Source organism: Agathobaculum sp. Marseille-P7918 (assembly GCF_900625105.1).
Lineage (GTDB): Bacteria > Bacillota > Clostridia > Oscillospirales > Butyricicoccaceae > Agathobaculum.
In genome coordinates this window covers 542,707-564,391 of record NZ_UYYD01000001.1, presented here as the reverse complement: position 1 = coordinate 564,391, position 21,685 = coordinate 542,707, and the positions used below count along the sequence as shown (strand labels likewise).

At 58.7% G+C, this 21,685-nt stretch carries 19 protein-coding genes; 9 read left to right on the top strand and 10 right to left on the bottom strand.

Features of this window, described 5'->3' with window-relative positions; translation table 11 throughout:
• Positions 1-69 precede the first annotated feature (69 nt).
• Positions 70-1,701, top strand: a complete 1,632-nt coding sequence (locus EJL02_RS02695) for a solute:sodium symporter family transporter (RefSeq protein WP_125114864.1) — start codon at positions 70-72, stop codon at positions 1,699-1,701.
• Positions 1,702-1,741: 40 nt separating this feature from the next.
• Here the strand turns inward: EJL02_RS02695 and EJL02_RS02690 are convergent, their stop codons facing one another.
• Complete coding sequence (locus EJL02_RS02690; protein ID WP_125114863.1) at positions 1,742-2,593, bottom strand: AraC family transcriptional regulator; 852 nt, start codon at positions 2,591-2,593, stop codon at positions 1,742-1,744.
• A gap of 244 nt (positions 2,594-2,837) precedes the next feature.
• Between EJL02_RS02690 and EJL02_RS02685 the strand changes: the two genes are divergently transcribed.
• On the top strand, positions 2,838-3,770 hold the full coding sequence (locus tag EJL02_RS02685) for a sugar phosphate isomerase/epimerase family protein (protein ID WP_125114862.1): 933 nt from the start codon (positions 2,838-2,840) through the stop codon (positions 3,768-3,770).
• Between the two features lie 37 nt (positions 3,771-3,807).
• On the top strand, positions 3,808-4,695 hold the full coding sequence (locus EJL02_RS02680; RefSeq protein ID WP_125114861.1) for a helix-turn-helix domain-containing protein: 888 nt from the start codon (positions 3,808-3,810) through the stop codon (positions 4,693-4,695).
• A gap of 230 nt (positions 4,696-4,925) precedes the next feature.
• Here EJL02_RS02680 and EJL02_RS02675 read toward each other — a convergent pair whose 3' ends face one another.
• Together EJL02_RS02675 and EJL02_RS02670 are read right to left on the bottom strand one after the other, a co-directional pair.
• On the bottom strand, positions 4,926-6,191 hold the full coding sequence (locus EJL02_RS02675; protein WP_125114860.1) for an S-layer homology domain-containing protein: 1,266 nt from the start codon (positions 6,189-6,191) through the stop codon (positions 4,926-4,928).
• A 25-nt stretch (positions 6,192-6,216) separates the two neighbouring features.
• A complete protein-coding gene (locus tag EJL02_RS02670; protein WP_164510240.1) occupies positions 6,217-11,166 on the bottom strand; it encodes a M60 family metallopeptidase in 4,950 nt (1,649 codons plus the stop codon).
• Between the two features lie 356 nt (positions 11,167-11,522).
• Between EJL02_RS02670 and amrA the strand changes: the two genes are divergently transcribed.
• The 3 genes from amrA to EJL02_RS02655 are packed head-to-tail and all read left to right on the top strand — an operon-like array spanning position 11,523 to position 14,330.
• Positions 11,523-12,911 carry an AmmeMemoRadiSam system protein A gene (amrA, locus tag EJL02_RS02665; RefSeq protein WP_125114858.1) on the top strand — a complete coding sequence of 463 codons (1,389 nt, stop codon included), beginning with the start codon at positions 11,523-11,525 and terminating at the stop codon, positions 12,909-12,911.
• Entirely contained in the window at positions 12,908-13,732 is an 825-nt protein-coding gene (gene amrS / locus EJL02_RS02660; protein ID WP_125114857.1) for an AmmeMemoRadiSam system radical SAM enzyme, read from the top strand. Before amrA ends, amrS begins: the two co-directional genes overlap by 4 nt.
• Positions 13,733-13,769: 37 nt before the next feature.
• The gene (locus tag EJL02_RS02655) at positions 13,770-14,330 is read left to right on the top strand and encodes a flavin reductase family protein (RefSeq protein ID WP_125114856.1); all 561 of its coding nucleotides are present in this window, start codon (positions 13,770-13,772) and stop codon (positions 14,328-14,330) included.
• Positions 14,331-14,410: 80 nt separating this feature from the next.
• On the opposite strand, the gene EJL02_RS02650 is transcribed toward EJL02_RS02655, so the two are convergent.
• Positions 14,411-14,956, bottom strand: coding sequence for a pyridoxamine 5'-phosphate oxidase family protein (locus tag EJL02_RS02650; protein WP_125114855.1), 546 nt, complete (start codon positions 14,954-14,956; stop codon positions 14,411-14,413).
• A gap of 285 nt (positions 14,957-15,241) precedes the next feature.
• On the opposite strand from EJL02_RS02650, the gene EJL02_RS02645 reads away from it, so the two are divergent.
• Positions 15,242-15,691 carry a helix-turn-helix transcriptional regulator gene (locus EJL02_RS02645; protein ID WP_125114854.1) on the top strand — a complete coding sequence of 150 codons (450 nt, stop codon included), beginning with the start codon at positions 15,242-15,244 and terminating at the stop codon, positions 15,689-15,691.
• Positions 15,692-15,735: 44 nt separating this feature from the next.
• Here EJL02_RS02645 and EJL02_RS02640 read toward each other — a convergent pair whose 3' ends face one another.
• The 6 genes from EJL02_RS02640 to EJL02_RS02615 form a co-directional block, all read right to left on the bottom strand.
• Complete coding sequence (locus tag EJL02_RS02640) at positions 15,736-16,470, bottom strand: EFR1 family ferrodoxin (RefSeq protein WP_125114853.1); 735 nt, start codon at positions 16,468-16,470, stop codon at positions 15,736-15,738.
• 207 nt (positions 16,471-16,677) lie between these two features.
• Positions 16,678-17,172, bottom strand: coding sequence for a cyclophilin-like fold protein (locus EJL02_RS02635; protein WP_125114852.1), 495 nt, complete (start codon positions 17,170-17,172; stop codon positions 16,678-16,680).
• 24 nt (positions 17,173-17,196) lie between these two features.
• On the bottom strand, positions 17,197-18,171 hold the full coding sequence (locus tag EJL02_RS02630; protein WP_125114851.1) for an alpha/beta hydrolase: 975 nt from the start codon (positions 18,169-18,171) through the stop codon (positions 17,197-17,199).
• Positions 18,172-18,353: 182 nt separating this feature from the next.
• On the bottom strand, positions 18,354-18,593 hold the full coding sequence (locus EJL02_RS02625) for a flavodoxin (protein WP_125114850.1): 240 nt from the start codon (positions 18,591-18,593) through the stop codon (positions 18,354-18,356).
• Between the two features lie 61 nt (positions 18,594-18,654).
• Positions 18,655-19,026 carry a MerR family transcriptional regulator gene (locus EJL02_RS02620; RefSeq protein WP_125114849.1) on the bottom strand — a complete coding sequence of 124 codons (372 nt, stop codon included), beginning with the start codon at positions 19,024-19,026 and terminating at the stop codon, positions 18,655-18,657.
• A gap of 82 nt (positions 19,027-19,108) precedes the next feature.
• Positions 19,109-19,996 carry a LysR family transcriptional regulator gene (locus tag EJL02_RS02615; protein WP_125114848.1) on the bottom strand — a complete coding sequence of 296 codons (888 nt, stop codon included), beginning with the start codon at positions 19,994-19,996 and terminating at the stop codon, positions 19,109-19,111.
• A 145-nt stretch (positions 19,997-20,141) separates the two neighbouring features.
• Here EJL02_RS02615 and EJL02_RS02610 point away from each other — a divergent pair, with 145 nt between their 5' ends.
• Together EJL02_RS02610 and EJL02_RS02605 are read left to right on the top strand one after the other, a co-directional pair.
• Positions 20,142-20,621: a flavodoxin gene (locus EJL02_RS02610; protein WP_125114847.1), complete on the top strand. Its 480-nt coding sequence runs from the start codon at positions 20,142-20,144 to the stop codon at positions 20,619-20,621.
• A gap of 11 nt (positions 20,622-20,632) precedes the next feature.
• On the top strand, positions 20,633-21,670 hold the full coding sequence (locus tag EJL02_RS02605; RefSeq protein WP_125114846.1) for an aldo/keto reductase: 1,038 nt from the start codon (positions 20,633-20,635) through the stop codon (positions 21,668-21,670).
• Positions 21,671-21,685 lie beyond the last annotated feature (15 nt).

Here is a 21,685-nt window from a genome sequence, read left to right as displayed (position 1 = left end):
CTGCATGACGTCTGTACAAGGCGAATGTGTCGCTGGTACAGAAAGAATGAACATAAAGGAGAAATAAAAATGGTTTTTACGGTGGTCACCTTTGTCGCGTTTACCGCACTCGTCGCGGTGCTGTCCTGGTGGAAGACAAAGGACGATGATCTTTCCACCAAGGAAGGGTATTTTCTGGCAGGACGCGGCCTGCCAGGCATTGTCATTGCCGGTTCGCTGATGATGACCAATCTGTCGGCGGAGCAGCTGGTCGGCACCAACGGCCAGTCGTTTGCCGGCAACATGAGCACGATGGCATGGGAGGCAACATCGGCTTTTGCGCTGATTGCACTGGCGTTTGTGTTCCTGCCCAAACTGCTGCGGGGCGGCATCGCCACCATCCCGGAGTTTTTGGAGATGCGGTACGATACGTTCACCATGCGTCTATTTTCCATCCTGTTTCTGATTGCCTATGTGGTCACCATGCTGCCGACAATCCTGTATTCCGGTGCAGTGGCGCTGGTCAAGATCTTTGATCTGGAGGCCATGTTCGGCATCGATTATTTTACCGCAATCGCGATCATCTGCGTCGGCACCGGTGTGGTTGGCATGTGCTATGCGGTATTCGGCGGCCTGAAAGCAGTTGCGTATTCGGATACCATCAATGGCGTGGGCCTGATTATCGGCGGTTTTGCGATTCCGATTTTGGGTATTCTTGCGCTGGGGCAGCTCGACGGCGGCGGTTTTCTGGAAGGCGTCAAGCATCTGATCACCGCTACGCCGGAAAAGATGAACGCATGGTCTGAACCGAGCGCCCTGCCGCCCGAGGTGCCGTGGCCGCTGCTGTTCACCGGCATGTTTGTCAACAACCTGTTCTATTGGGCAACCAACCAGTCGATCATCCAGCGCTCGCTAGGCGGCAAAAATCTGGCGGAAAGCCAGAAGGGCGCAATTTGGGCCGGTTTCTTCAAATGCCTGGATGTATTTGTCATCGTTCTGCCGGGCATCATCGCGTTCCAGCTGCTGGCGATGAACGGCCAGATGGATACCTCGGTCGGCATGGCGGCCGATCAGGCGTATCCGCTGCTGGTCATGAAAGTGCTGCCCAAGCCGCTGATGGGCTTTTTTGCAGCGGTCATGTTCGGCGCGATTTTGTCCTCGTTCAACTCGGTGCTCAACTCTGCTTCGACCATTTTTACCCTCAATATCTGGCAGCCGATTTGGGGCAAGACGGCCAACAACCAAAAGGTGGTCAAGGTCGGCCAGATCTTCGGTACGGTCGTCGGCGTGGTTTCCATCGTGATTTCGCCGTTTGTCATGTACTTCGGCACGGGCATCATGAACTTCATCAATGAGTGCTGGGGCTTTTTCTCCATGCCGCTGCTGACCGCGGTGCTGTTTGGCTTGCTCAGCAAGCGCGCCCCGTCCATCGCGCCCAAGATTATTATCCCGCTGCACATGGTGCTGTATGGCCTGAGCAAGGTGATCCCGTTCTTCAGCCAGTTCCATTACCTGTATGTGGTGTTTGCGCTGTTCGTACTGGAATGCCTGATCTATGCGGTCTGCATCAAGGTGTGCCCGCGCAAGACTGAGTGGGAGATGCCGGATGCGAAGGTCATGGATATGACCAGCTGGAAAACCGGCAAACGCTGGGCGATTGTTGGCGCCGGTGTGGTTGTGGTCATGTATGTGATCTGCTCGCCGCTGGGTATCGGTGCATAACGCAGATCGTTGGCCGATATCCCGTCGGGTTCCGGTTGCCTTATTGGGTTCTTTGCCCCTGCAAACTGTTTAGGTATTGCTTGCGATAGCGGATCGGCGGCAGGCCGACCAGCTTGGTAAAGATGGCACTAAAGTGATTGACACTGGTATAGCCGACGATGGCAGCGATTTGCGTGGCGCTGTAATCGGTGGAAATCAGCAGGTTTTGTGCTTCGCCGATGCGGCAGCGGATCATGTAATGCATGGGTGACAGCCCCGTGACCGCTTTGAATACATGTGCCAGATGGTACGGTGAGATGGAGAGCGCCTGCCCGATGGAGTCCAGCGTCAGCGGTTCGGTGAAATGCGTGCCGATATAGGCGCGGATGCGGTTGGCGATGACCATGTTGTGCGGCTGCTCTGCGGCCCGTTGGTCGGGCGGCAAATTGACCGCCATCAATACGAGCGCCGGCAGAAGATAGCCGATCAGCTCCCACGAAGAGGCGCTGTGCTGTTCGGCCTGTTCGTACACCAGATGGCAGAGCGTGTGAAAGCGTGCGGTTTGCTCTTCGGCGGGCCGGACAAAGCCGTGTGCCGGTGCGGTCAGGTGGCCCGCCGGTAATCCGCGCAGGGCCACGTCGGCCAAACCAAAGCAGATGGTGCCGATCTCCAGCCGGGAGGACGAAGTAACTTCGTGCAGATCTCCCTGGTTGTACAGCAGCAGATCTCCCGCGCGGATGGGATAACGGTATCCCTCGACCTCATATTGGCCGGAGCCTTGATAAACATAGAGCAGTTCGGTGCAGTCCTCGTGCCGATGCATGGCGCGGGTCACGGTGGAATGGGTCACGACCTGCCTTGTAGCATACAAAAGGCGCGGCGTTTTCCCTTGCTGAAATCCGATTCTGTCCATGGACAGTCACCTCCGTACGGATACAGCGGCGGAGCCGCTGGGGTTGCAATAATTATATCGCGCAGAAAGGTGAATCGCAAGAATCCATATAAACTAAATTCATATTATCATTATTTGTACACTTTTTCATGGAAACCAAATATGGAAAAGCAAGATACGATAAACTTGTTTTGGATGACAGACTATAATAAAATCATCAGGAATATCAATCGCTGAAGTTCTCGATCAAAGGAGAGGAAAATAGATGAGCATTCAAATTTGCGGCGCCCCGTGCTGCTGGGGCGTGGATGATCCGAAAAATCCGTATCTGCCGCCTTGGACCCGTGTGTTGGAGGAGGCGGGCAAAGCGGGATACAGCGCGATCGAACTCGGGCCGTACGGCTATCTGCCGATCGACGCGGGGCTGGTTGCCGCCGAACTTAAGAAAAACGGACTGGCAATCGTCGCCGGCACGATTTTCCACGATCTGCTGGACGCGGATAATCAGGAAAGCGTGCTGCATGCTGTGGATGATATCTGCGCGCTGATCACTGACCCGCAGCTGCCGACGCTCAAGCGGCACGACGGACAAAAGTTCCCGACCCCGTACATGACGGTCATGGACTGGGGCCATGACGAGCGCGATTACGCCGCCGGTCATCCGGATACCGCGCCGCGCTTGTCGGATGAGGAGTGGGCGCGGTTCATGGGCAATGTGCGTGCCGTGTGCGAGCGCGCCAACAAATGGGGCGTGCGCCCGGTGATCCATCCGCATGCGGGCGGCTACATCGAGTTTGCCGATGAGATTGAAAAGGTCGTGCGCGATATCCCGTATGACGTGGCAGGACTGTGTCTGGACACCGGTCACCTGTATTATTCGCACATGGACCCGGTTGAGTACCTGAAAAAGTATGCCGACCGGCTGGATTATGTGCATTTCAAGGACGTCAACGAGACGGTGTACCGGCAGGTGCTGGGCGAACACATCCGCTTTTTCGACGGCTGCGGCAAGGGCGCCATGTGTCCGATCGGTACAGGCTCGCTCGACTATCCAGCCATCAAGCAGGCGCTGGCCGAGATCGGGTATGCGGGCTATATCACCATCGAGCAGGAGCGTGATCCGCGCAATTCGGATACCAGCCTGCGCGACGTCAAAGCCAGCGTGGACTATCTGAAAAGCGTTGGGTACGAGATCTGATTCCAGCGGAGCAGAGCGGTTGCAGGGAGGCGGCAGGATGCGCGGAAAGATAGATAACTATATTCAGCAGGTCTTTCAGCCGACTTATGACAGCAGCAGCCTGACGCCGATTCTGCTCTATATCACCAAACAGGAGTTCGGCGGCAAAAAGCGGGATCGTCCGATGCACAGCCATCAGTCGCTGTGTGAGATCCTGCTGGTGTATCGCGGCTTTGGGTATTATGAAGTGGGCAAGCAGTGTTATCCGATTCAGGCGGGCGATATCCTGTTTTACAATCAGGGCGAATTGCACGAGGTGCGCAGTATGTCGGATGCGGAGATCGGAACCTACTGCTTTGGCCTGAGCGGGCTGCAATTGCCGGGCTTGCCGGCCAATCACATCATTCCGCGCGGCACGTCGCCGGTGCGGGCGAGCGGCACACGGTTTGCATTTCTGGCGCAGCTGTGTGAACAGGCCTACCAGCTGCTCGACCGGGACATCTATGCCAAGGCTTCGGCCCAGTGCCTGGCAGCTTCCTTTTTGCTGCTGGCCTGCCAGATCGAGACCGAGCAAACCCAGCAGATTTGCTCGGAGCAGGAGGGCGAGATCGTCGGCCGAATTCGGGACTTTCTGGATCAGCATTTTACCGAGCCGTTGACGCTCAAAAGCATCGCGGCGGAATTTCAGTGCAGCGAGCCGTATATTTCACACGTTTTCAAACGGATCACCGGCTTTTCGCCCATTCAGTATGTGATCCGCCGGCGCATCGGCATGGCGCAGACCTATTTGATCAGCAGTGACTATACCGCGGCGCAGATTGCAACCTTGGTCGGCTATGATAACACCAATTATTTTAACACCATCTTCACCAAAGTCGTGGGTCTGCCTCCGATTCGTTATAAAAAGCAGTATTTGGAGGCGCTGCGCGGCAATATCACACAATAGAAGAACACAGATAAAAAGCAGTTGCTGCCTGTTGCAGCAACTGCTTTTGTGTCTGATCAGCAAACGAATGTGCCACAGCGGGATAGCGGCGAAAAGATTCTATCTCATCAGCGCGCACAAGAAAGACGACCGTTTATAGACAGACGCAGCAAAGCGGCGGAGAGAGCTCTCTCCGCCGCTTTGTTTATCCGTGCAAAGATCGGTTTGCCGCCGAAAGACGGTCGGGCAGTTTACTGCGCTGAGGTAAGGAAGCGCTGCAAAATGGTCGCCACCTGCGCGCGGGTTGCAAAACCGCCCGGCGCAAGGGTCTGATCGCCCATACCGGAGAGCAGACCCTGCTGCACTGCCCAGCGCATCGCGGGCAGCGCGTAAGGCGTGACGGCATCGGCGTCGGCAAAGCCGGACAGCACCGAGGCATCGCCTTCCTGCACCGTCCCTTGCCGCTTGGCGTAGCGGTACAGGATCGCCGCCATCTGCTCGCGCGTGATGGTGTTGTGCGGGGCAAAGGTTGTGCTCGTGATGCCCTGCACGATGCCGTTTTGCTGCGCCCATGTCACCGCTGCGCCGTACCATTCGTTCGGATCGACGTCGGCAAAGCCGCTGCCGCTCTGGGCGGTCTCGCCGGACAGGCGGTACAGCACGGTCACCAGCATGGCGCGGTTCATCTGCACGTTGGGGCCGAATTCGGTGGCGCTCATGCCCTGGAACAGATTTTTCGAGACGGCAAACTGCACCGCATCCGCGTACCAGTCGGTGGGCCGGACGTCGGTAAAGGTCGGCTGCGTTTCAGCAGCGATCTTCTCGAAGGTGACCACCACCACGTCGGCGGCGGTCAGCCCGGTCAGACGGGTGGTCACGGCGACTTCTTTGCCGTTGACCAGGATGCGGGCGATTTGGTAGCCGGCATCCGGGGTGATGGTGACCGAGCCGTCATTTGCGGCCTTGACCTTGCCGCCCGCACCGTTGACCGACACGGAAGGCGTGCGGTCCACGGTCGGGGTGCCGCTGGACGAGTTGCCGCCGGATGTACCGCCGCCGGAAGAGTCGCCGTCGGGGGCGTCCGGCGTTTGGTTCCGGGTCACTGTCACCGCCGTGTCGGCGTAGGTGTAACGGTTGAGGGACTGGTCCAGTACGATGGCCTTGCCGGTGCCGCTTACTTCGGCGCCGGACGCCACCGTCAGTGTGCCCAGATCCAGCGCGCCGCCCGACATGGGCAGCGGCTTGCTGGAAGCGGCGTACAGCGTGACCGTACCTGCCGCGCTGTCGAGGGTCATGGCGTAGGTGTCTGCCTTGCCCTGAAACTGCACCGACTGGGTGCTGCTGATCGGGAAGGTGACTTCGGCCGCATAGCGGTCGGTGCCAACGTCCCGCAGCTGCACGGCGGCCGTGGTGCCCTGCTTGTCAAAGGAAAGGGAAAGCTCGGCTGCCAGCACAGGGACTGTCAGCAGGGCGCTCAGGGTCAGCGCCCAGAAGGTGTGTTTGATCCAACGCTTCATCGCGTCCTCCGTTTCTTGGTTTCAGTTACTGTTCGAGCACGATGCCGGGCATGCTGTCGTAGCGCGGCACGCTGATAAACAGCGTGTCGCTGGTCATGCGCGGGTTCGTGCCGTTGACGTCCTCGGCGCGCCACATCTGCGCCTGCAGTTCGATCATGACGGCGTTGCCGGCGGCGTGGTTGTCGCCGTGATCCTCGTTGACCTGCTTAAATGCGTCCTGATCTTCCGGGATGAACAGGAAGAAGCCGTCGCTGATCGTGCTGACTTCGCCGTCCGCGGGGATTTCCGCAAACAGCAGCGTTTCGCCGGACAGGGTCCGCTCGGATACGACGGGCGCATCGCTTGAGCCGGGCTTCATGGTCTGCACCTTGGCCTTGACGCGCACGCTGTTGTAGAGCGGGTCGCCGCGGTAGCTGCCGGTGATGACGATGGTGCCCTGCGGGATGGTCTCGGTCTGGCCGTCGCCAGTGTCGTAGGTGTAGTCTGCGTCCAGCACACCGATCGACGCGCCCTCGGTGAAGGCGATGTCGTCGCCCGGATAGCTGAGCAGGTGGATGTCCTCGAGTGCGACGGTCTGCGGGATGCCGGAAATCGCGATCTGTCCCGCGTCATACATCCAGATGCGGGTGTCGGACGGTTCTGCACCCGGCTTATTGAAGTAGGACAGGAACGTGCTGTCCTGCTGCGCCTCATTCTGCGTAAAGCTGCCGCGCTTGGCGGTGGTATCCTTTCCGAGTGCGTAGACGGTCACGGTATAGCTGCCGTCCGTCGGGACATTGCTGCCGGTGATTTTGATGCCGCCTGTGGTCAGCAGACCGTCCCTGGCGGTAATGCGGATGGTGCCGTCGGCTTCACGTGCGATGTCATACTGATCTGCGTCGATGACCTTGTCGTACGAAATGCGCACTGCGTTGGCAGATGCCGTGGCAGCCTCGTTGCCCAGTTTGTCGATCACGCGCACCGAGTAGGTGAAGGCCATGTTGTTGGCCGCGCCGACGGTGTCGGTGTAGGTCTGGGTGGTCTGGTCGTCGCCCGTCAGGAAGGCGATCGGGGTGCCGTTTCGCAGGATCTCGTAGCCCTGCACGCGGTCGGCGTCCGCCGAAATGGTGACGGTGAGTTTGACCTGCGTGTCGTTTTCAACCGCGGCGGAAAGCGATGCGGTCAGGCTGGCCGCAGAGGCGCCGTTCAGACGGTCGCGGCGGGACTGGTCGCTCAGGTACCAGATCTCGCGAGTCTCTTCACCGTAGGTTTTCAGCTTGGATTTGGTGCTGTCGCTCAGCTCCATGCCCCAGCGGGTGAAGAATTCGGTCAGGTTCTTGTTTGCCACCTCGGACGCGATCAGTGCGATGCGGTCGTCCTTGCTGGCGGCGTCGCTGTATGCGCCCGCTTTCCATTTGGTGAAGAACGCGTTGTAGAAGTCCAGCGCGCCGCTGCCGTCCAGCGGACTGCCTGCTTCGTCATAGGCCAGATGCAGCTGCCAATACATGCCCAGCTGGGTGAACACGTCGCCGGCCTGACCCGGCTTGCCCAGCGCGACCTTGTTGAAGATCGCCGGATACATGCCCTCGAGACGGGAAGCACCGGTCATGTCACCGTCGTCCGCCGTCTGCGCGACCAGCGAGTAGATGTTGTTGGTGATTTCGGCATAGCCGATCTTGTCCATGTTGTGGCCGACCTCGTGCGCGATGCCCCAGCCGTACAGACCGTTGAGGTCGTCGCTGTCGATGCCGGTGCCCGAGCCGCTCTTTTCCAGCGGATAGCCGGTCACCATGGCGCGGGTCTCGTTGTAGTCAATGCCGATATAGCTGCCTGCCGCGAACATGAACGCGCCGGAGAACATGCGGGACATGCGGATGTTCTGCCGCGTCTGCATGGGATACTGGTAGGAAACAAAATTTGCGTCCGCCGCAAGGATGCCTTGCGTCTTGTTAGCTAAGAAAATCAGCTGCTCCCACGCGCAGATCGCGTCATAGAGCTGATTCGTCATGGCGTCCGCGCTCGCAGATGCGCCGCCCAGACCGGTCAGCACCTGATCGGCCGGAAGCGAGAGCAGCACGCTCGGGGTCGCGATATCGGTGCAGTTGCGGGTGTTGGTGCGCTTGCTGCCTTCGTTGTTGAACGTCAGGCCGGAGACATACGCCTGCAGCGCGGTCACATACGGGTGGATCAGCGCCTTGCGCTCGGCCTCGCTCTTGCCGTACCACTGGCCGGGCTGGATGTTCAGCAGGGGCAGGACGGTGACGACGTTCCGGTTTGCCGAAGTGTCACGCACCTGGATTTTGAGGTTGGCGGCGTTGCTGCCCGCGTACTCGATGTACAGCGCGCCGCCGCGCTCGCCCGAGCCGCTGTTGCCGATCTGATTCAGATAAACGCGGTTGCGGCCGTTGTGCAGCGTGTAGCTTTGGGACGAGGTTCCGGCCTCGGCGTACTGCTGCCACTGCACCAGACGCATGCTTTCGCCTGCACCCAGCCCCTCAACATAGAGGGAAATGTACTGGTTGGACAGTGCGGAGATGCCGAGCGGCTGCAATGCGGAGGCGGACTGGCCATACTGGCTGTCGGCCGCGCCGCTGCGGGAGGTGAAGCCGTCGCGCACGATCAGCTCGCTCGCCTTGCTGTCCAGCAGCTGCTGCGCGTTGTCCAGCTCGTCGAGCAGAACTGCGCGATCGACATAGTAGGCGTCGGCGCTTGCGGCCTTTTCCCGCAGCGCGTCAATTTTGCCGCTGTCCACGCCTTGCGCCAGCGCGGTGTGGCTGTCGTTGGAGAACAATGCGGAAATCTCCTCCGCCAGGCCGTCATACTGATAGAAAGCAATTTCGGACAGGCTGATGTTGCCCGCGCCGTCCCACTGCTTGCCTTCGACCGCGATCGAAGTGACCGTCGTCTTGGGGAATTTGACGATGAAGTATTCGTTGTCCTTGGCGCGCTCAAAGGAAACCTTGGACGCCTCTACCTGCTCGCCGTTGAGCCATACGCTGAACGCGGTGAAGTAGTCGCGGAACAGCTTGCCGTTATTGCTCTGGACGTCCTTGCCCAGATTGGGGACATAGATCAGGTAATCCATCTCATATGCCTGATCGAAATGGAAGGTGAACTTGCGCTCCTTCCACCATGCGCTTGCGATCCAGCCGGTCTGGTAGTCGCCGTCGTAGACGGAAGCGGGCATGGAGCCCTTGCTGAACGTATAGTCCGTGTTGTTCCACGGCACTTCTGCCGATGTGATGATGGTGTTGTCCAGCCGGTTGACCGTGGGCAGGTCGGGCTCTGCAATGACCTCCTGCTTGGGCGTACCGACGGCGGTCAGCGAGACCGGGCCGTTGCCCTTGTCGTTGACGCCGAACACCTGCACTTCATAGGTCACGTCGTTGGTCAGACCGGTGATCGTGGCGGTCGATTGGAACGAACCGTCCAGCACGGTGAAGGCATCTTCGCCCTGCACGCGGTACTGCACCTTGCTGTATGCCGTGTCCTTGCCGGGTTTCCAGCTGACCGACAGCAGCGCGTCACCGGGGGTGACCGTCACGTTGTCGGGCTTGTCGGGCACGCTGCCCGGCTGCGGGGTCGCCTGCACCACGGCGGATTTGGTGCCTTCCCAGATCTGCCCGCCGGCGTTCGACACCGGCGCAACGGCAAAGTAGTAGGTTTTCAGGTTTTCCAGCCCGGTGACAGTGCAAGTGGTTTTCTCGGTCTCGACCACTGTGGTCATCTGGGCTTCGCTCGTGCCGTAATAGACCTTGTAGCCGGTGATATTGGCGAAGGCATCCCAAGTGAGGGTCACTTGCTTGCTGTCTGCCTGCGCCGTCACATTCTGCACCTGCGTGTTTTCAGTGGCGGCGTTTTCCGGCACGATGTCCTGCACGAACTTGATCTGCTCGACAACCACTTCCTTGCCGGCCTCGTCCAGATCGACCTTGATGGTGATTTTCTTGACCGGCACGCGCTTGCCCAGCGAGATGGTCACGACCTTGCGGCCGTCGTCGCGGGTCTGGATGGCATACACGCCGGCGGGTGCGCTCTGGTCAAAGGGGATCTCAATGATCTCGCCGTCCGCGGTTTCCGCCACCAGCGTGCCTTTTTCCACCGGGTTGCCCACCGAGCTGGTGATCTCCACCTGCTCCATTTCGATGCCCTGTTCGGTCAGCGGAATGGGTAGCGCAACGCTCTCGGCATCCGCCTGCGGGGTGATGCTGACAAAGCCGTCGCCGGTGAACAGGTCGGTCACTTCGCCGGAAACGGTTTTGATGGTGGCTTCCTCTTGCAGCGCGGTCTGCACCGCGGCGCTGTCTACGACCTTGGCGGCGATGGCCGCGGTATGGTAGACCTGCGCCTGTTCGGCCGCGTCCGCGCCCATGGTGACGATGGCCAGGTCGGAAATATCCACCGTGCCGTCGCCGTTGAGGTCGGCCTGGCTGTCGGAGGTACTCAGCTGGCGCTTGACGGCTTCGATATCGGCGGCGTCAACCGCGCCGTCGCCGTTGAGGTCGCCGGGCGTGAAGGCGCCGGCGCCGAGCTGCAGCCCCAAGGAATAGTCGGACAGCTCCAGCACGTCGCTTTCATACGTTTTGAAACCGTCGCCCGTCAGTTTCAGACGATACCGGTTTTTCCCGTCCGACGCGGACAAGCCGGTGATCTGCACCCGGACAGAGGTGACCCGCGGGCCGCTGGTCTGCTGTGTGACCAAACCGGACGCGCCGCTGCCGTCGGTAAAGGTCAGCGTACCGTCCTGCAAGCTGCCGGTTGCGATCACCGTGTCGCCGCGGTACAGCGTAACGGCGGAGCCGTTCAGCTTGTCCTGGTAGATCGGGTAATCCATCTGCACAACGGTCAAAATATCTCCCGTTGCATCGGCGGGGGTGGACAATGTCAGGGGGACGGCCGCAGGTTCGGCGGCCGCTGCCGTCGGTAAGCCGCCCAGCAGGCTGAGGCCCATTGCGGCCGTCAGCACACCGGACATTGTTCTTTGATACCATTTCATGTGCTTTTTTCCTTTCTTTCGCTCAGGCCGTGCAAAGCGGTTTGGCCTGGGTGATGTGCAGCCCAAAATACAAATCATTTTTTGGTCAGCGTGGCATATTGTAACATAAGTAAACCCATATGTATAATAGAAAAATATGCAAATTGCAAGATTCGGCTGGATACACAAAAGGAGAATCATTCCTGTGAATGTCTTCGTGCATGGTATACCACAAAAGTAAACTTTGAAAGCGAGCCTTGTGCAGCAGGCAGACATGGCACGCAAGGGGAGGGAAAAACGGCGGCGCGGACTTTTGCTTTGCGGTTTGCCGTGCTATACTGAACATATAGAGCACGCAATCGAGAGGAGTGACCGATATGACGATGCTTGGCGCTGTTTTGACCCCGCATCCGCCCGTGCTGCTGCCTGAAGTGGGCCGTGGGCGGGAAAAAGAAATTGCCGCCACAGACCGCGCGATGCGCGCCGCGGCCGAGCAGGTGACGCGGTGGAAGCCGGATGTGCTCATTGTGGCTTCGCCGCACACCATTTTGTATGGGGATTACTTTCACATCAGCCCCGGCGAAGCCGCGGTGGGCGATATGTCGGCCTTTGGGGCGCCGCAGGTGCGTATCCTCGCCCGGTATGACACTGCGCTGCGCGAGGAGATCGTGCGCCGGGCGCAGCAGGCTGATCTGAAAGCCGGTTTTCTCGGTCAGCGCGACCCGGCGCTCGACCACGGCGTGCTGATTCCGCTGTATTATCTGCAAAAGGCGGGCGTCAGCTGTCCGATCGTGCGCATGGGACTGTCCGGCTTTTCGCCGCTTGCACATTACCGGCTGGGGCAGTGCGTCGCCGCGGCGGTCGAGGCGCTGGGACGCCGCGCGGTGTTCGTGGCGAGCGGCGACCTGTCGCACAAGCTGAAAGACGACGGCCCGTATGGGTTTGCGCCCGAAGGCCCGAAATTCGACGAGGCGGTGACGCAGACCATGGCGTCGGGCGATTTCCTGCAATTCCTTATGATGAACCCGGCATTGTGCGAGCGGGCGGCCGAATGCGGCCTGCGCTCGTTCCAGATGATGGCCGGTGCGCTGGACGGACAGGCGGTGCAGCCGCAGCTGCTGAGCCATGAAGGGCCGTTCGGGGTGGGGTATGCGGTGGCGCTGTTCCCGGTCACCGGCCGGGATCAAACCCGCTGTTTTGCGGCGGCCTGCGAACAGGCGCAGCGCGACCGGCTGGCCGCGCGCCGCGCGGGCGAGGACGCTTGGGTGCGTCTGGCGCGGCTGTCACTGGAGACTTATATCCGCACCGGCAGCCGGTTGGAAACGCTGCCGGAGGACTTGCCGGATGAGCTGACCCAGCGGGCGGCGGGCGCGTTCGTCTCGCTGCATCTGGATGGGCGGCTGCGCGGCTGCATCGGCACCATCTCCCCGACCCAGAAAAACGTCGCGCAGGAGATCGTGCGCAACGCCGTGTCCGCCGGGACGCGTGACCCGCGCTTTCCGCCGGTGCATCCCGAGGAGCTGGACGCGCTGGAATACAGTGTGGACGTGCTGGGCGCGCCCGAACCGGTCGATTCGCCCGCGCAGCTCGACCCCAAGCGTTATGGCGTGATCGTCTCCTGCGGCACGCGCCGCGGTTTGCTGCTGCCCGATCTGGACGGTGTGGACACAGCAGCGCAGCAGATCGAGATCGCGCGGGAAAAGGGCGGCATTCGTGCAAACGAGCCGTATCGGCTGGAACGGTTTGAGGTGGTGCGGCATGTATGAGCGCGGTATGTGAGCTTTGTTTTCATCATTGCACGCTGGACGAAGGGCAGACCGGCCTGTGCCGCGCCAGAGCCAACCGGGACGGGCAGATCGTTTCCATCAATTACGGCAAGCTGACCGCGTTGGCGCTCGACCCCATCGAGAAAAAGCCGCTGCGCCGGTTTCATCCCGGCAGCATGATTCTGTCTGTGGGCAGCTTCGGGTGCAACCTGCGCTGTCCGTTCTGCCAGAATGCCGCGATCGCCGCTTCGGGCGCGGACATCCCCACGCGGGATTGCCCGCCCGAAGCGTTGGTGCGCGAGGCCGTCCGGCTGCGGGCGCGCGGCAATATCGGCGTGGCGTATACCTATAACGAGCCGCTGGTCGGCTATGAATATGTGCGCGATTGCGCCGCGCTGGTGCACGAGGCGGGGCTGAAAAATGTTTTGGTGACCAACGGAACGATTGAGGAGCAGCCGTGGCGCGCCCTGCTGCCGTGGATCGACGCGGTCAATATCGATCTCAAGGGCTTTACCGCGAAATGGTACCGCAGGCTGGGCGGCGATCTGGAAACGGTCAAGCGATCGATCGCGCTGGCGGCGCAGAACTGCCATGTTGAGGTCACGACGCTGATCGTGCCGGGGGAAAACGACAGCGAGGACGAAATGCGCGCGCTGTCCGCTTGGCTGGCCGCGGTCCGCCCGGATATCCCGCTGCATATTTCACGCTTTTTCCCGCGCCATCACATGACCGACCGGCCGCCTACGCCGGTTAAGACGGTTTACCGTCTGGCCGACATTGCCCAGGAAAACCTGCAAGCGGTGTATACGGGCAACTGCTGATAAAAAAGTGAAAGAAATTCTCAGGAGGAATGTTGTCATGCGTAAAAACTTTGGAGCAAAGCCGTGGACCTATCCGCAGCCGGTGCTGATTATCGCGACCTACGGGGAGGATGGCACACCGGACGCCATGAATGCGGCGTGGGGCGGCATCAGCGAGGAAGCGCAGCTTTCCATGTGCATCAGTGCGGAGCACAAGACGACGGCGAACATTCTGGCGCGGAAAGCGTTCACGGTCAGCATGGCCACGGCGGCGCAGGTCGTTGCCTGCGACTATGTAGGCATCGCGTCCGGCAACAAAGAGGCAAACAAGCTGGAAAAGGCGGGCTTTCACACCACCCGTTCGGAATTTGTGGATGCGCCGCTGATCGACGAATTGCCGATGGCGCTGGAGTGCCGCCTGATCTGTTACGATCCGGAGACCTGCCGCCTGGTGGGTGAGATCGTCAACGTCAGCGCGGACGAGTCCGTGCTGGATGCAAACGGCAAGATCGACCCGGACAAGTTGGAACCCATCACCTTTGACCCCGTTCACCATACTTACCGCAAGCTGGGAGAAACCGTGGGCAATGCCTTCCGGGACGGGCTGAAGCTCAAATAACCTTTTTACGGAAGAGAAAAAACGGGCAGGCGTCTCCGACAAAGGAAGATGCCTGCCCGGTTTTCGTCCGGAGGGTTTGGTTATGCTTTGTCCAGCACCAGCGTCTGCCGGGCATCGCAGCCCAGCTCCTTGCAGTCGGAGAACAGGCAGTCGATGCGGATGGGGTGGATGCAGATCAGGTGCATGGGACTTTTCAGCTTTTTGAGAAATTCCGGCGCAATCTTTTTATATTCGGCATGCGCCAGATACGGTGCGGAAAACGGCTCGATCAGCTCGGCTTTGCCCATGACCTGCACGCCGTGCAGCTTGCCGAAGCCTTCGTACTTGTCAAAGATGGCGAGGCACACGTTGGGGTTATGCGCCAGTCCGATGAATTTTTTGCCGCCCTCGGAAAACAGCCAGAAGCACCCATCGTGATAACTGTACTCGATGGGCGTGCAGCGCACATAGTCCCCGGTGCCGGTGGCCAGCGCGCAGGTGTTGTTGGCCTGAATGTAGGTTTCGAGCATCGTTTGCAGTTTGGCTTGGTCAAGTTTGACGCTGCCCGCGTCTTTTTCATCCCAGTAGCGGGCGGCGGCCTGCAATGTCTGTTCGGTGTAGTAGGATTGGTTTGTAGTCTGATCCATGACGATGGCTCCCTTCCGTGATGCTTTTATTGTACGCCTTGTGAAAAAACAGGTCAACGCAAAGCGCGCTCCTGTTTTTTCCATATCCTTAAAATATCATGCAGAGAATCCGGTTATGCGGTATTTTTTCGGTCTGGGTGCGGGGACGGCCGCGTTTTGAGCCATCCCGCTGGCGGCGGGGCGCGTTGTTAACAAATCGGGCGCAACTGACCGGTTTGATTGGTGGACATTTGCTTGCCGTGTCGGTATACTGACAGACAGGACAGAAAAACAGGAGGGGAAACAATGGGTTTGGGAAGCAGTTTGTATCACGCCCGCAAGAAGAGCGGACTTTCGCAGGAAAATGTGGCCGAAAAGCTGGGCGTCAGCCGTCAGACCATCTCGAAATGGGAAACCGACGAAACGCTGCCGGATATCCGGCAGTCCAAGCGGCTGGCGGTGCTGTATCACATGACGCTCGACGAGCTGATTGAATACGACTTTGACGAGCAGCAGGCACAGCAGATGATCGACAGCGTCAGCGACGAGGCACAGGCCCGGATCGACTGGAACAAGGTGTGGAGCAAAAAATATCCGGTGCTGGCAACCTATCACAAAACAGTCCGCATCGGCGACTATGCGCCCGCCTTGCGGGAGATGCTGACGCAGCTGCGGGTGGATTACGGTTACAACCACACCGACGCCATGCTGGTGCTCAAAGATATTCTGGCCCGTGTCTGGAAGGGCGAGATGTGAAAGAAGCGCCCGGAACCAAGGTTCCGGGCGCTGTTTTGTGCAGTTCAGCGGCTTTTCACATATGGATCGATCGTGTAGCGGCCGCGGGTTTCGGTCTGCTTGCCATACTGGATGGCGCGCTGCGGGCATGCATTGATGCAGCGCAGGCACTGATAGCATTGCTTGCCCCAGCGGGGCTTGCCGTCTGCAAGCGTGATGGTTTGGGTGGGGCAGTGCCGGGCGCAGAGGCCGCAGCCGTTGCAGGCATCTGTCGCGTAGAAGGATTTTGTACTGCGGGCAAATCGATTGAACCCAAAGTTGACCATACCCGATTTCAGTCCCGCATGCGTGCCTTCCGATACGCGGTACACCGGTTTGCGCTGCAAAATTTCCTGCGCAATCGTCTGCAATTCGGCGGATGCCGTGTCGATTTTGTGCCGAACCGTCATCTCGTCGTCCAGCTCGCTGCCGATGACGTAGTTGTTGGGCATCACCAGGCTGTAACTGCTGCGAAGCGGATAAACCGCACTGAGCTTTTTCATCGTGTAGCCGGCTTCCTCGCCGCAGGTGCATACGCCGAAGGTAAAGGCGTCGGTTTTGCCCAGCGATTGAGCAAAAGCAAGCATGGGTTCGGGCACACCCCACGCATAAACGGGGAAAACCAGACCGATCTGTGCTTCATTGTGCAGATCGGGCACAGGGTCCAGTGCAATGATATCAAGGGCTTTGTCACCGGTGAGGGCTGCGATTTGCTCTGCCGCCCACCGGGAATTACCGGTGCCGGAAAAATAAAAAATCATAGGAAGTGCTCCTTGCTTGGCGTTTTGCGGAAGAAAATCGGGCTTCCTGCCATATTGTAGAGCAAAATCGGCGGTTCGTCAACGGGGCAACAGGGAGGCTTTTTCGGCGCTGCATTGCGGCAAAACCCATTGGCAGCCTAGCAAATGCAAACGCGGCGCGTCCCCAAAGGCCGTGCCGCGTTATTGTGTCCGGATTGCCCGGATCAGTCAGACAAGAGAAAATGTGATCGATACCGTTCCGTCACCCAGCTTGGCTTGCAGATCGGTGGGGTCGTCAATGCGGGCAAGTCGAGTAAAGTTCCAGGAGTTGGTGCCGTAGTAGATGGTAATTTGATTGCCCTGATAGAGGATCACATCACCGGGCTGCGTGGTGATCTGCTCATCGCTGCGCGTCAGCGTGGTGCCCAAAGGCCCAACCTTTTCAAAACCGCCGTAGTCATCCATCTGGACGGTGATCGGCCCCTGCGCGAGCAGCGCTTTGAATTCCTCTGCGGAGGGGTTGTCTGCAAAGGTAGCCAGCAGCTCATATTCGCCAACGGTGATTTTCAAAGCGGATTCCTCCTGATCGGGTTCGGATGTTTCCGGCGGCTGCGGCTGCGTGATGGACGGTTCCGTCGTGGGGGGAAGCGCGGGGTCAGCCGGCACTTCGCCGCAGCCGGACAGGCCGAGGGCCGCCAAAAGGATACAGAAGAGTTTGGTCATGCAGCATTTCCTCCTGCAATTAAATTATTTCAGGTATGTCCGGAAGAATTGTTCGATTTTATCAAAGGGGATGATGTCCTTCTGGTCGTACAGGTCGGTGTGGACTGCGCCGGGGATGATGAGCAGCTCCTTGTTGTCGGTATAGGGATTGTCCCGGATCATGTCCGCGTAAGCGTCCCGGCTGAAGTAGCAGGAGTGCGCCTTGTCTCCGTGGATCATCAGCACCGCGCTGCGGATCTCGTTGCTGTAACGCAGAATCGCCATGTTGAGCAGGGACAGGGAAGAGGTCACGTTCCAGCCGTCGTTGGAGTTGAGCGACCGCTCGGTATAGCCGCGCTCGGTTTTGTAGTAGTCGTAGTAATCCTTGACAAAGAACGGCGCATCTTCGGGCAGCGGGTCCACAACCCCGCCGGCGCGTGCATATGAACCGTTTTTGTAGTCCGCGGTACGCTGGGCGTTGAGCGCTTGTTTCATCTGATAGCGGGCATCTGCATTGTCGTCCGCATCGAAATACCCCTTGGCACTGATGCGGGTCATGTCATACATGGTGGACGTGACGGTCGCCTTGATGCGCGTGTCCATCGCAGCCGCGTTGAGCGCCATGCCGCCAAAGCCGCAGATGCCCAGAATGCCGATCTGCTCCGGATCAACGTCGTCACGGACCGAAAGATAGTCTACCGCGGCGGAAAAGTCCTCGGTGTTGATGTCGGGGGAGGCAACGTTGCGCACAGTGCCGCCGCTTTCGCCGATGAACGAGGGGTCAAACGCCAGAGCAACAAAGCCGCGGCTGGCCAGTTCTTCCGCGTACAGCCCGGCGCACTGCTCTTTGACAGCGCCGAAGGGGCCGGAAATGGCAATGGCAGCGCGCTTTCCGGCAGTATCTTTGGGCAGATACAGATCGCCTGCCAGTTCAATGCCGTAGCGGTTATGAAAATGTACTTTCTCCCGCGTGACGGTGTTGCGCATCGGGAAAGAGTAGCCGTTATATTTGGAATGCATGGTTGTCGTCCTCCTTGGGTCGATCAGAAATGGGTACAAGGCTGCAGGATGTAATCCGTCGGAGGCTGTCCGGCGGCAAGAAGCTTTGCCCGGCAGGCGTGCTTCTGCTTTGTGATTCTATTGTAACATCAGGGAAATGCAATAGCAAATACCTATAAAGAATGCATTTATATGCTTAAAATCTATATTGTTTGCAAGACGATCGCGGATGCAGTTTCGGTCGGGGTGGTTGGCTTGGCGGTGGCTGTTACAGACGGCGTCAGCGTGCGGAGCGGATCGACACTGGCGTCGGTGCTGTCCGGGCCGGAAGTGCAGAACGGAATGATGGGTTTGCCGGTAAAGTCGGCACTCTCCCCAAATGCGGAGATGTTTTTTGTCGCCTGCTCCTCTCCAAATGCGGTGACCCGGAAACATGGTATCATAGCAATCCGGCCGCCGCAGGCTGCCGACGAACAGGTGCACAGAAGCGCGGTCAACAGCGTTTCATCGTTTGGCTCCCTCCGGTTGTTTTTGCGATTGGTAAATTTCATGGCGCAGGTAATCCAGACGCTGGAGCTGGTGCTCCTTGAAATGGATTTCATCCAGTGCACGGCTGCGCTTTTGCTCCAGCATCCGCAGCCGCTGTGCTTCGGAATGTTCTGTTTCGAGCAGCAAGCGCATATAGGTTTCTACTTCCTCCGAGGAAAATCCGATATCGTGCAGTGTCATAATGATGCTCAGCCGTTCCAGATCGGTATCATCGTATTGCCAGAGTCCCATCACTTTTTTGACGACGCCGCACAGCCCCCAGCTTTCATATTCCCGCAGGATGTTCATGGGGATTTGATAATGTTCGCTCGCTTCCTGTATCGTCATGGTTTGCCTCCCAAAAAGAAAAATGCAGATGCCCCGTACGGACATCTACATTTTAGATCGAGGGCATGGCAATGTCTAATACTCATTCCGGATGGTCAGACATAGTGCTCAGGCATTTTTTGATATGGCTGATCAGGCCGCTGACCACAGGGGAAAAGGTCTCTGCCTTTTTCCATGCCAGTACGGTGCTGGAGGACAGTGGCGGGGAGAGCGGAACAAACCGCAGGTTGTCATAGGTGCAGTGCAGCTTGAGCGTAAGATAAGCGCCGATGCGTGCGCCGGCCAGCAGCGCCATGTTATAGGGCAGGTTGCCGGTGGCGGCCACCTGAATCCGCTGGGCGTGCGCACCGAACCAGCGCTCCATCTCCTGCTGGATCAGTTCGCGGTGGGTGATGATCAGCGGAACGTCGGCCAGATCGTCCGGCGTGATTTTGTCTTTTTGGGCCAGCGGGTCGTCCTGATGGACCAACACACCCCACTGCTCCTGCACCGGCATGCGGATAAAATCATATTTGCTGATATCAACCGGTTCCAGCAGCAGCCCCAGATCAAGTGTGCCGCCTTCGATCCGCTCCTTGGTCTGGTCGGCGTTGCCGGTGCAGATCTGATAGGTCACTTCAGGATGGAGCTGCTGAAAGGAGGCAAGCAGTTCGGCGAGCAGTGACATGCCTTCCAGATCGCCGCTGCCGATGGAAATCTCGCCCCGCAGCTTGTCCTTCTGATGAAATTCCCGGGCGGTTTTTTCCGCCAGATCCACCAGTTCCTGCGCCCGCCGCCGCAGCAGCATGCCGTCGTCGGTCAGCACAATGCGGTATCGGCTGCGGTGAAACAGCTGTACCCCGAGTTCGTCCTCCAGCTGCATCAGCTGCCGGGATAAGGTCGGCTGGGTCAGGTGAAGCAGCGCTGCGGCGCGGGTGATGTTTTCCTCGCGTGCAACCGCCAGAAAATATTTCAAAACACGCAGTTCCATATAGATCCCTCCTTGCTCCTATGGTACCATTTCTTGCGCGGCGACACAAGAAAGAAATGCTTTTCGAGTATACATATAGATAAAAAATGAGTATTTTACATTTTTACGCAGCCGGATTACAATAGAAGTCAAGGAGAAGATTGCGATGAAAAAAGCATTGGTTGCATATTTTTCCGCCAGCGGCAACACCGCAAAGGCGGCAAAGACGTTGGCAAAAGCCGCAGAAGCGGCGCTTTATGAGATCAAGCCCGCGGTTCCGTATACCCGAGCGGATCTGAACTGGATGGATAAAACTTCCCGCAGCAGCGTGGAAATGGCGGATAGGCAATCCCGCCCTGCGCTCGCGGATACGGATGCGCCGGTCGCGGACTGTGATGTGATCTTTTTGGGCTTCCCGATCTGGTGGTATGTGGCGCCCACGATCATCAACACTTTTTTGGAAAGCTATGACTTTTCCGGCAAGACCATTGTCCTGTTCGCAACTTCCGGCGGCAGCGGACTGGGGCAATCGGCGGACGGTCTGCGCAGCAGCGCACCGGGCGCCCGCATCGTGGATGGACGAATGATGAGCGGCCATTTGTCCGAGGCAAACCTGAAAAACTGGGTAGACGGATTGGATCTGTGAGGGAATCGATGATGCAGTATACCAAACTGGGCCATTCGGATTTGCGGGTATCCCGCATCTGCATGGGATGCATGGGGTTCGGAGATGCCCAAAACGGGCAGCACTCCTGGACGGTTGACGAAGCGCAGACACGCGCGATCATCCGGCAGGGCCTGGAACAAGGGATCAACTTTTTCGACACGGCCATTGCCTATCAGAGCGGCACCAGCGAGCAGTATGTGGGCCGTGCCCTGCGGGATTTTGCCAAAAGGGATGAGGTGGTCGTCGCTACCAAGTTCCTGCCCCGCACCGAGGCAGAAATCGAACAGAACATCAGCGGACAGGAGCATATCCGGCGTATGCTGGACAAAAGCCTGCGCAATCTCGGCATGGATCACATCGATCTGTATATCTATCACATGTGGGATTATCAGACACCGCTGTATGAGATCATGGAAGGGTTGCATCAGGCTGTCCAGGCAGGAAAAGTCCGGTATATTGGCATTTCCAACTGCTTTGCTTGGCAGCTGGCCAAAGCCAATGCGTTGGCTGAGCGGGAGGGATTTGACAAATTTGTCTCCGTACAGGGGCATTATAATCTGATCTTCCGCGAAGAGGAGCGGGAGATGGTTCCATATTGCCGGGAAGAAAACATTGCGCTGACGCCATACAGCGCGCTGGCGGGCGGGCGTCTGTCCAAACGGCCGGGTGAGACCTCGCAGCGTTTGCGGGAGGACAGCTATGCCCAGCTAAAGTATGGTGCGGCGCATGATCTGGACGCTCCCATTCTGGCCCGTGTGGCGGAGCTCGCGGACCGCAGAGGTGTGTCCATGACCGAAATTGCGCTGGCATGGCTGCTGACCAAGGTGACTGCTCCGGTCGTGGGCGCCACCAAGCCGCACCATATCGAGGGCGCGGTCAAGGCCGTGTCGCTGGAACTGACCGCGGAGGAATGCGCATTTTTGGAAGAATGCTATGTGCCGCATCCGCTTGTGGGCGTGATGGCACAAAATACCGCAGCGGCGGCAAAACAAAGCCATGTTTGGTCGGTCGGCAATCAGAAACTTTAAGACAAAAAAGCATGC

Excerpts from the sequence above, each read along its gene's own strand:
- EJL02_RS02695 (WP_125114864.1), top strand. The coding sequence starts at position 70 with ATGGTTTTTACGGTGGTCACCTTTGTCGCGTTTACCGCACTCGTCGCG.
- EJL02_RS02690 (WP_125114863.1), bottom strand. The coding sequence starts at position 2,593 with ATGGACAGAATCGGATTTCAGCAAGGGAAAACGCCGCGCCTTTTGTAT.
- EJL02_RS02685 (WP_125114862.1), top strand. The coding sequence starts at position 2,838 with ATGAGCATTCAAATTTGCGGCGCCCCGTGCTGCTGGGGCGTGGATGAT.
- EJL02_RS02680 (WP_125114861.1), top strand. The coding sequence starts at position 3,808 with ATGCGCGGAAAGATAGATAACTATATTCAGCAGGTCTTTCAGCCGACT.
- EJL02_RS02675 (WP_125114860.1), bottom strand. The coding sequence starts at position 6,191 with ATGAAGCGTTGGATCAAACACACCTTCTGGGCGCTGACCCTGAGCGCC.
- EJL02_RS02670 (WP_164510240.1), bottom strand. The coding sequence starts at position 11,166 with ATGAAATGGTATCAAAGAACAATGTCCGGTGTGCTGACGGCCGCAATG.
- amrA (WP_125114858.1), top strand. The coding sequence starts at position 11,523 with ATGACGATGCTTGGCGCTGTTTTGACCCCGCATCCGCCCGTGCTGCTG.
- amrS (WP_125114857.1), top strand. The coding sequence starts at position 12,908 with ATGAGCGCGGTATGTGAGCTTTGTTTTCATCATTGCACGCTGGACGAA.
- EJL02_RS02655 (WP_125114856.1), top strand. The coding sequence starts at position 13,770 with ATGCGTAAAAACTTTGGAGCAAAGCCGTGGACCTATCCGCAGCCGGTG.
- EJL02_RS02650 (WP_125114855.1), bottom strand. The coding sequence starts at position 14,956 with ATGGATCAGACTACAAACCAATCCTACTACACCGAACAGACATTGCAG.
- EJL02_RS02645 (WP_125114854.1), top strand. The coding sequence starts at position 15,242 with ATGGGTTTGGGAAGCAGTTTGTATCACGCCCGCAAGAAGAGCGGACTT.
- EJL02_RS02640 (WP_125114853.1), bottom strand. The coding sequence starts at position 16,470 with ATGATTTTTTATTTTTCCGGCACCGGTAATTCCCGGTGGGCGGCAGAG.
- EJL02_RS02635 (WP_125114852.1), bottom strand. The coding sequence starts at position 17,172 with ATGACCAAACTCTTCTGTATCCTTTTGGCGGCCCTCGGCCTGTCCGGC.
- EJL02_RS02630 (WP_125114851.1), bottom strand. The coding sequence starts at position 18,171 with ATGCATTCCAAATATAACGGCTACTCTTTCCCGATGCGCAACACCGTC.
- EJL02_RS02625 (WP_125114850.1), bottom strand. The coding sequence starts at position 18,593 with ATGATACCATGTTTCCGGGTCACCGCATTTGGAGAGGAGCAGGCGACA.
- EJL02_RS02620 (WP_125114849.1), bottom strand. The coding sequence starts at position 19,026 with ATGACGATACAGGAAGCGAGCGAACATTATCAAATCCCCATGAACATC.
- EJL02_RS02615 (WP_125114848.1), bottom strand. The coding sequence starts at position 19,996 with ATGGAACTGCGTGTTTTGAAATATTTTCTGGCGGTTGCACGCGAGGAA.
- EJL02_RS02610 (WP_125114847.1), top strand. The coding sequence starts at position 20,142 with ATGAAAAAAGCATTGGTTGCATATTTTTCCGCCAGCGGCAACACCGCA.
- EJL02_RS02605 (WP_125114846.1), top strand. The coding sequence starts at position 20,633 with ATGCAGTATACCAAACTGGGCCATTCGGATTTGCGGGTATCCCGCATC.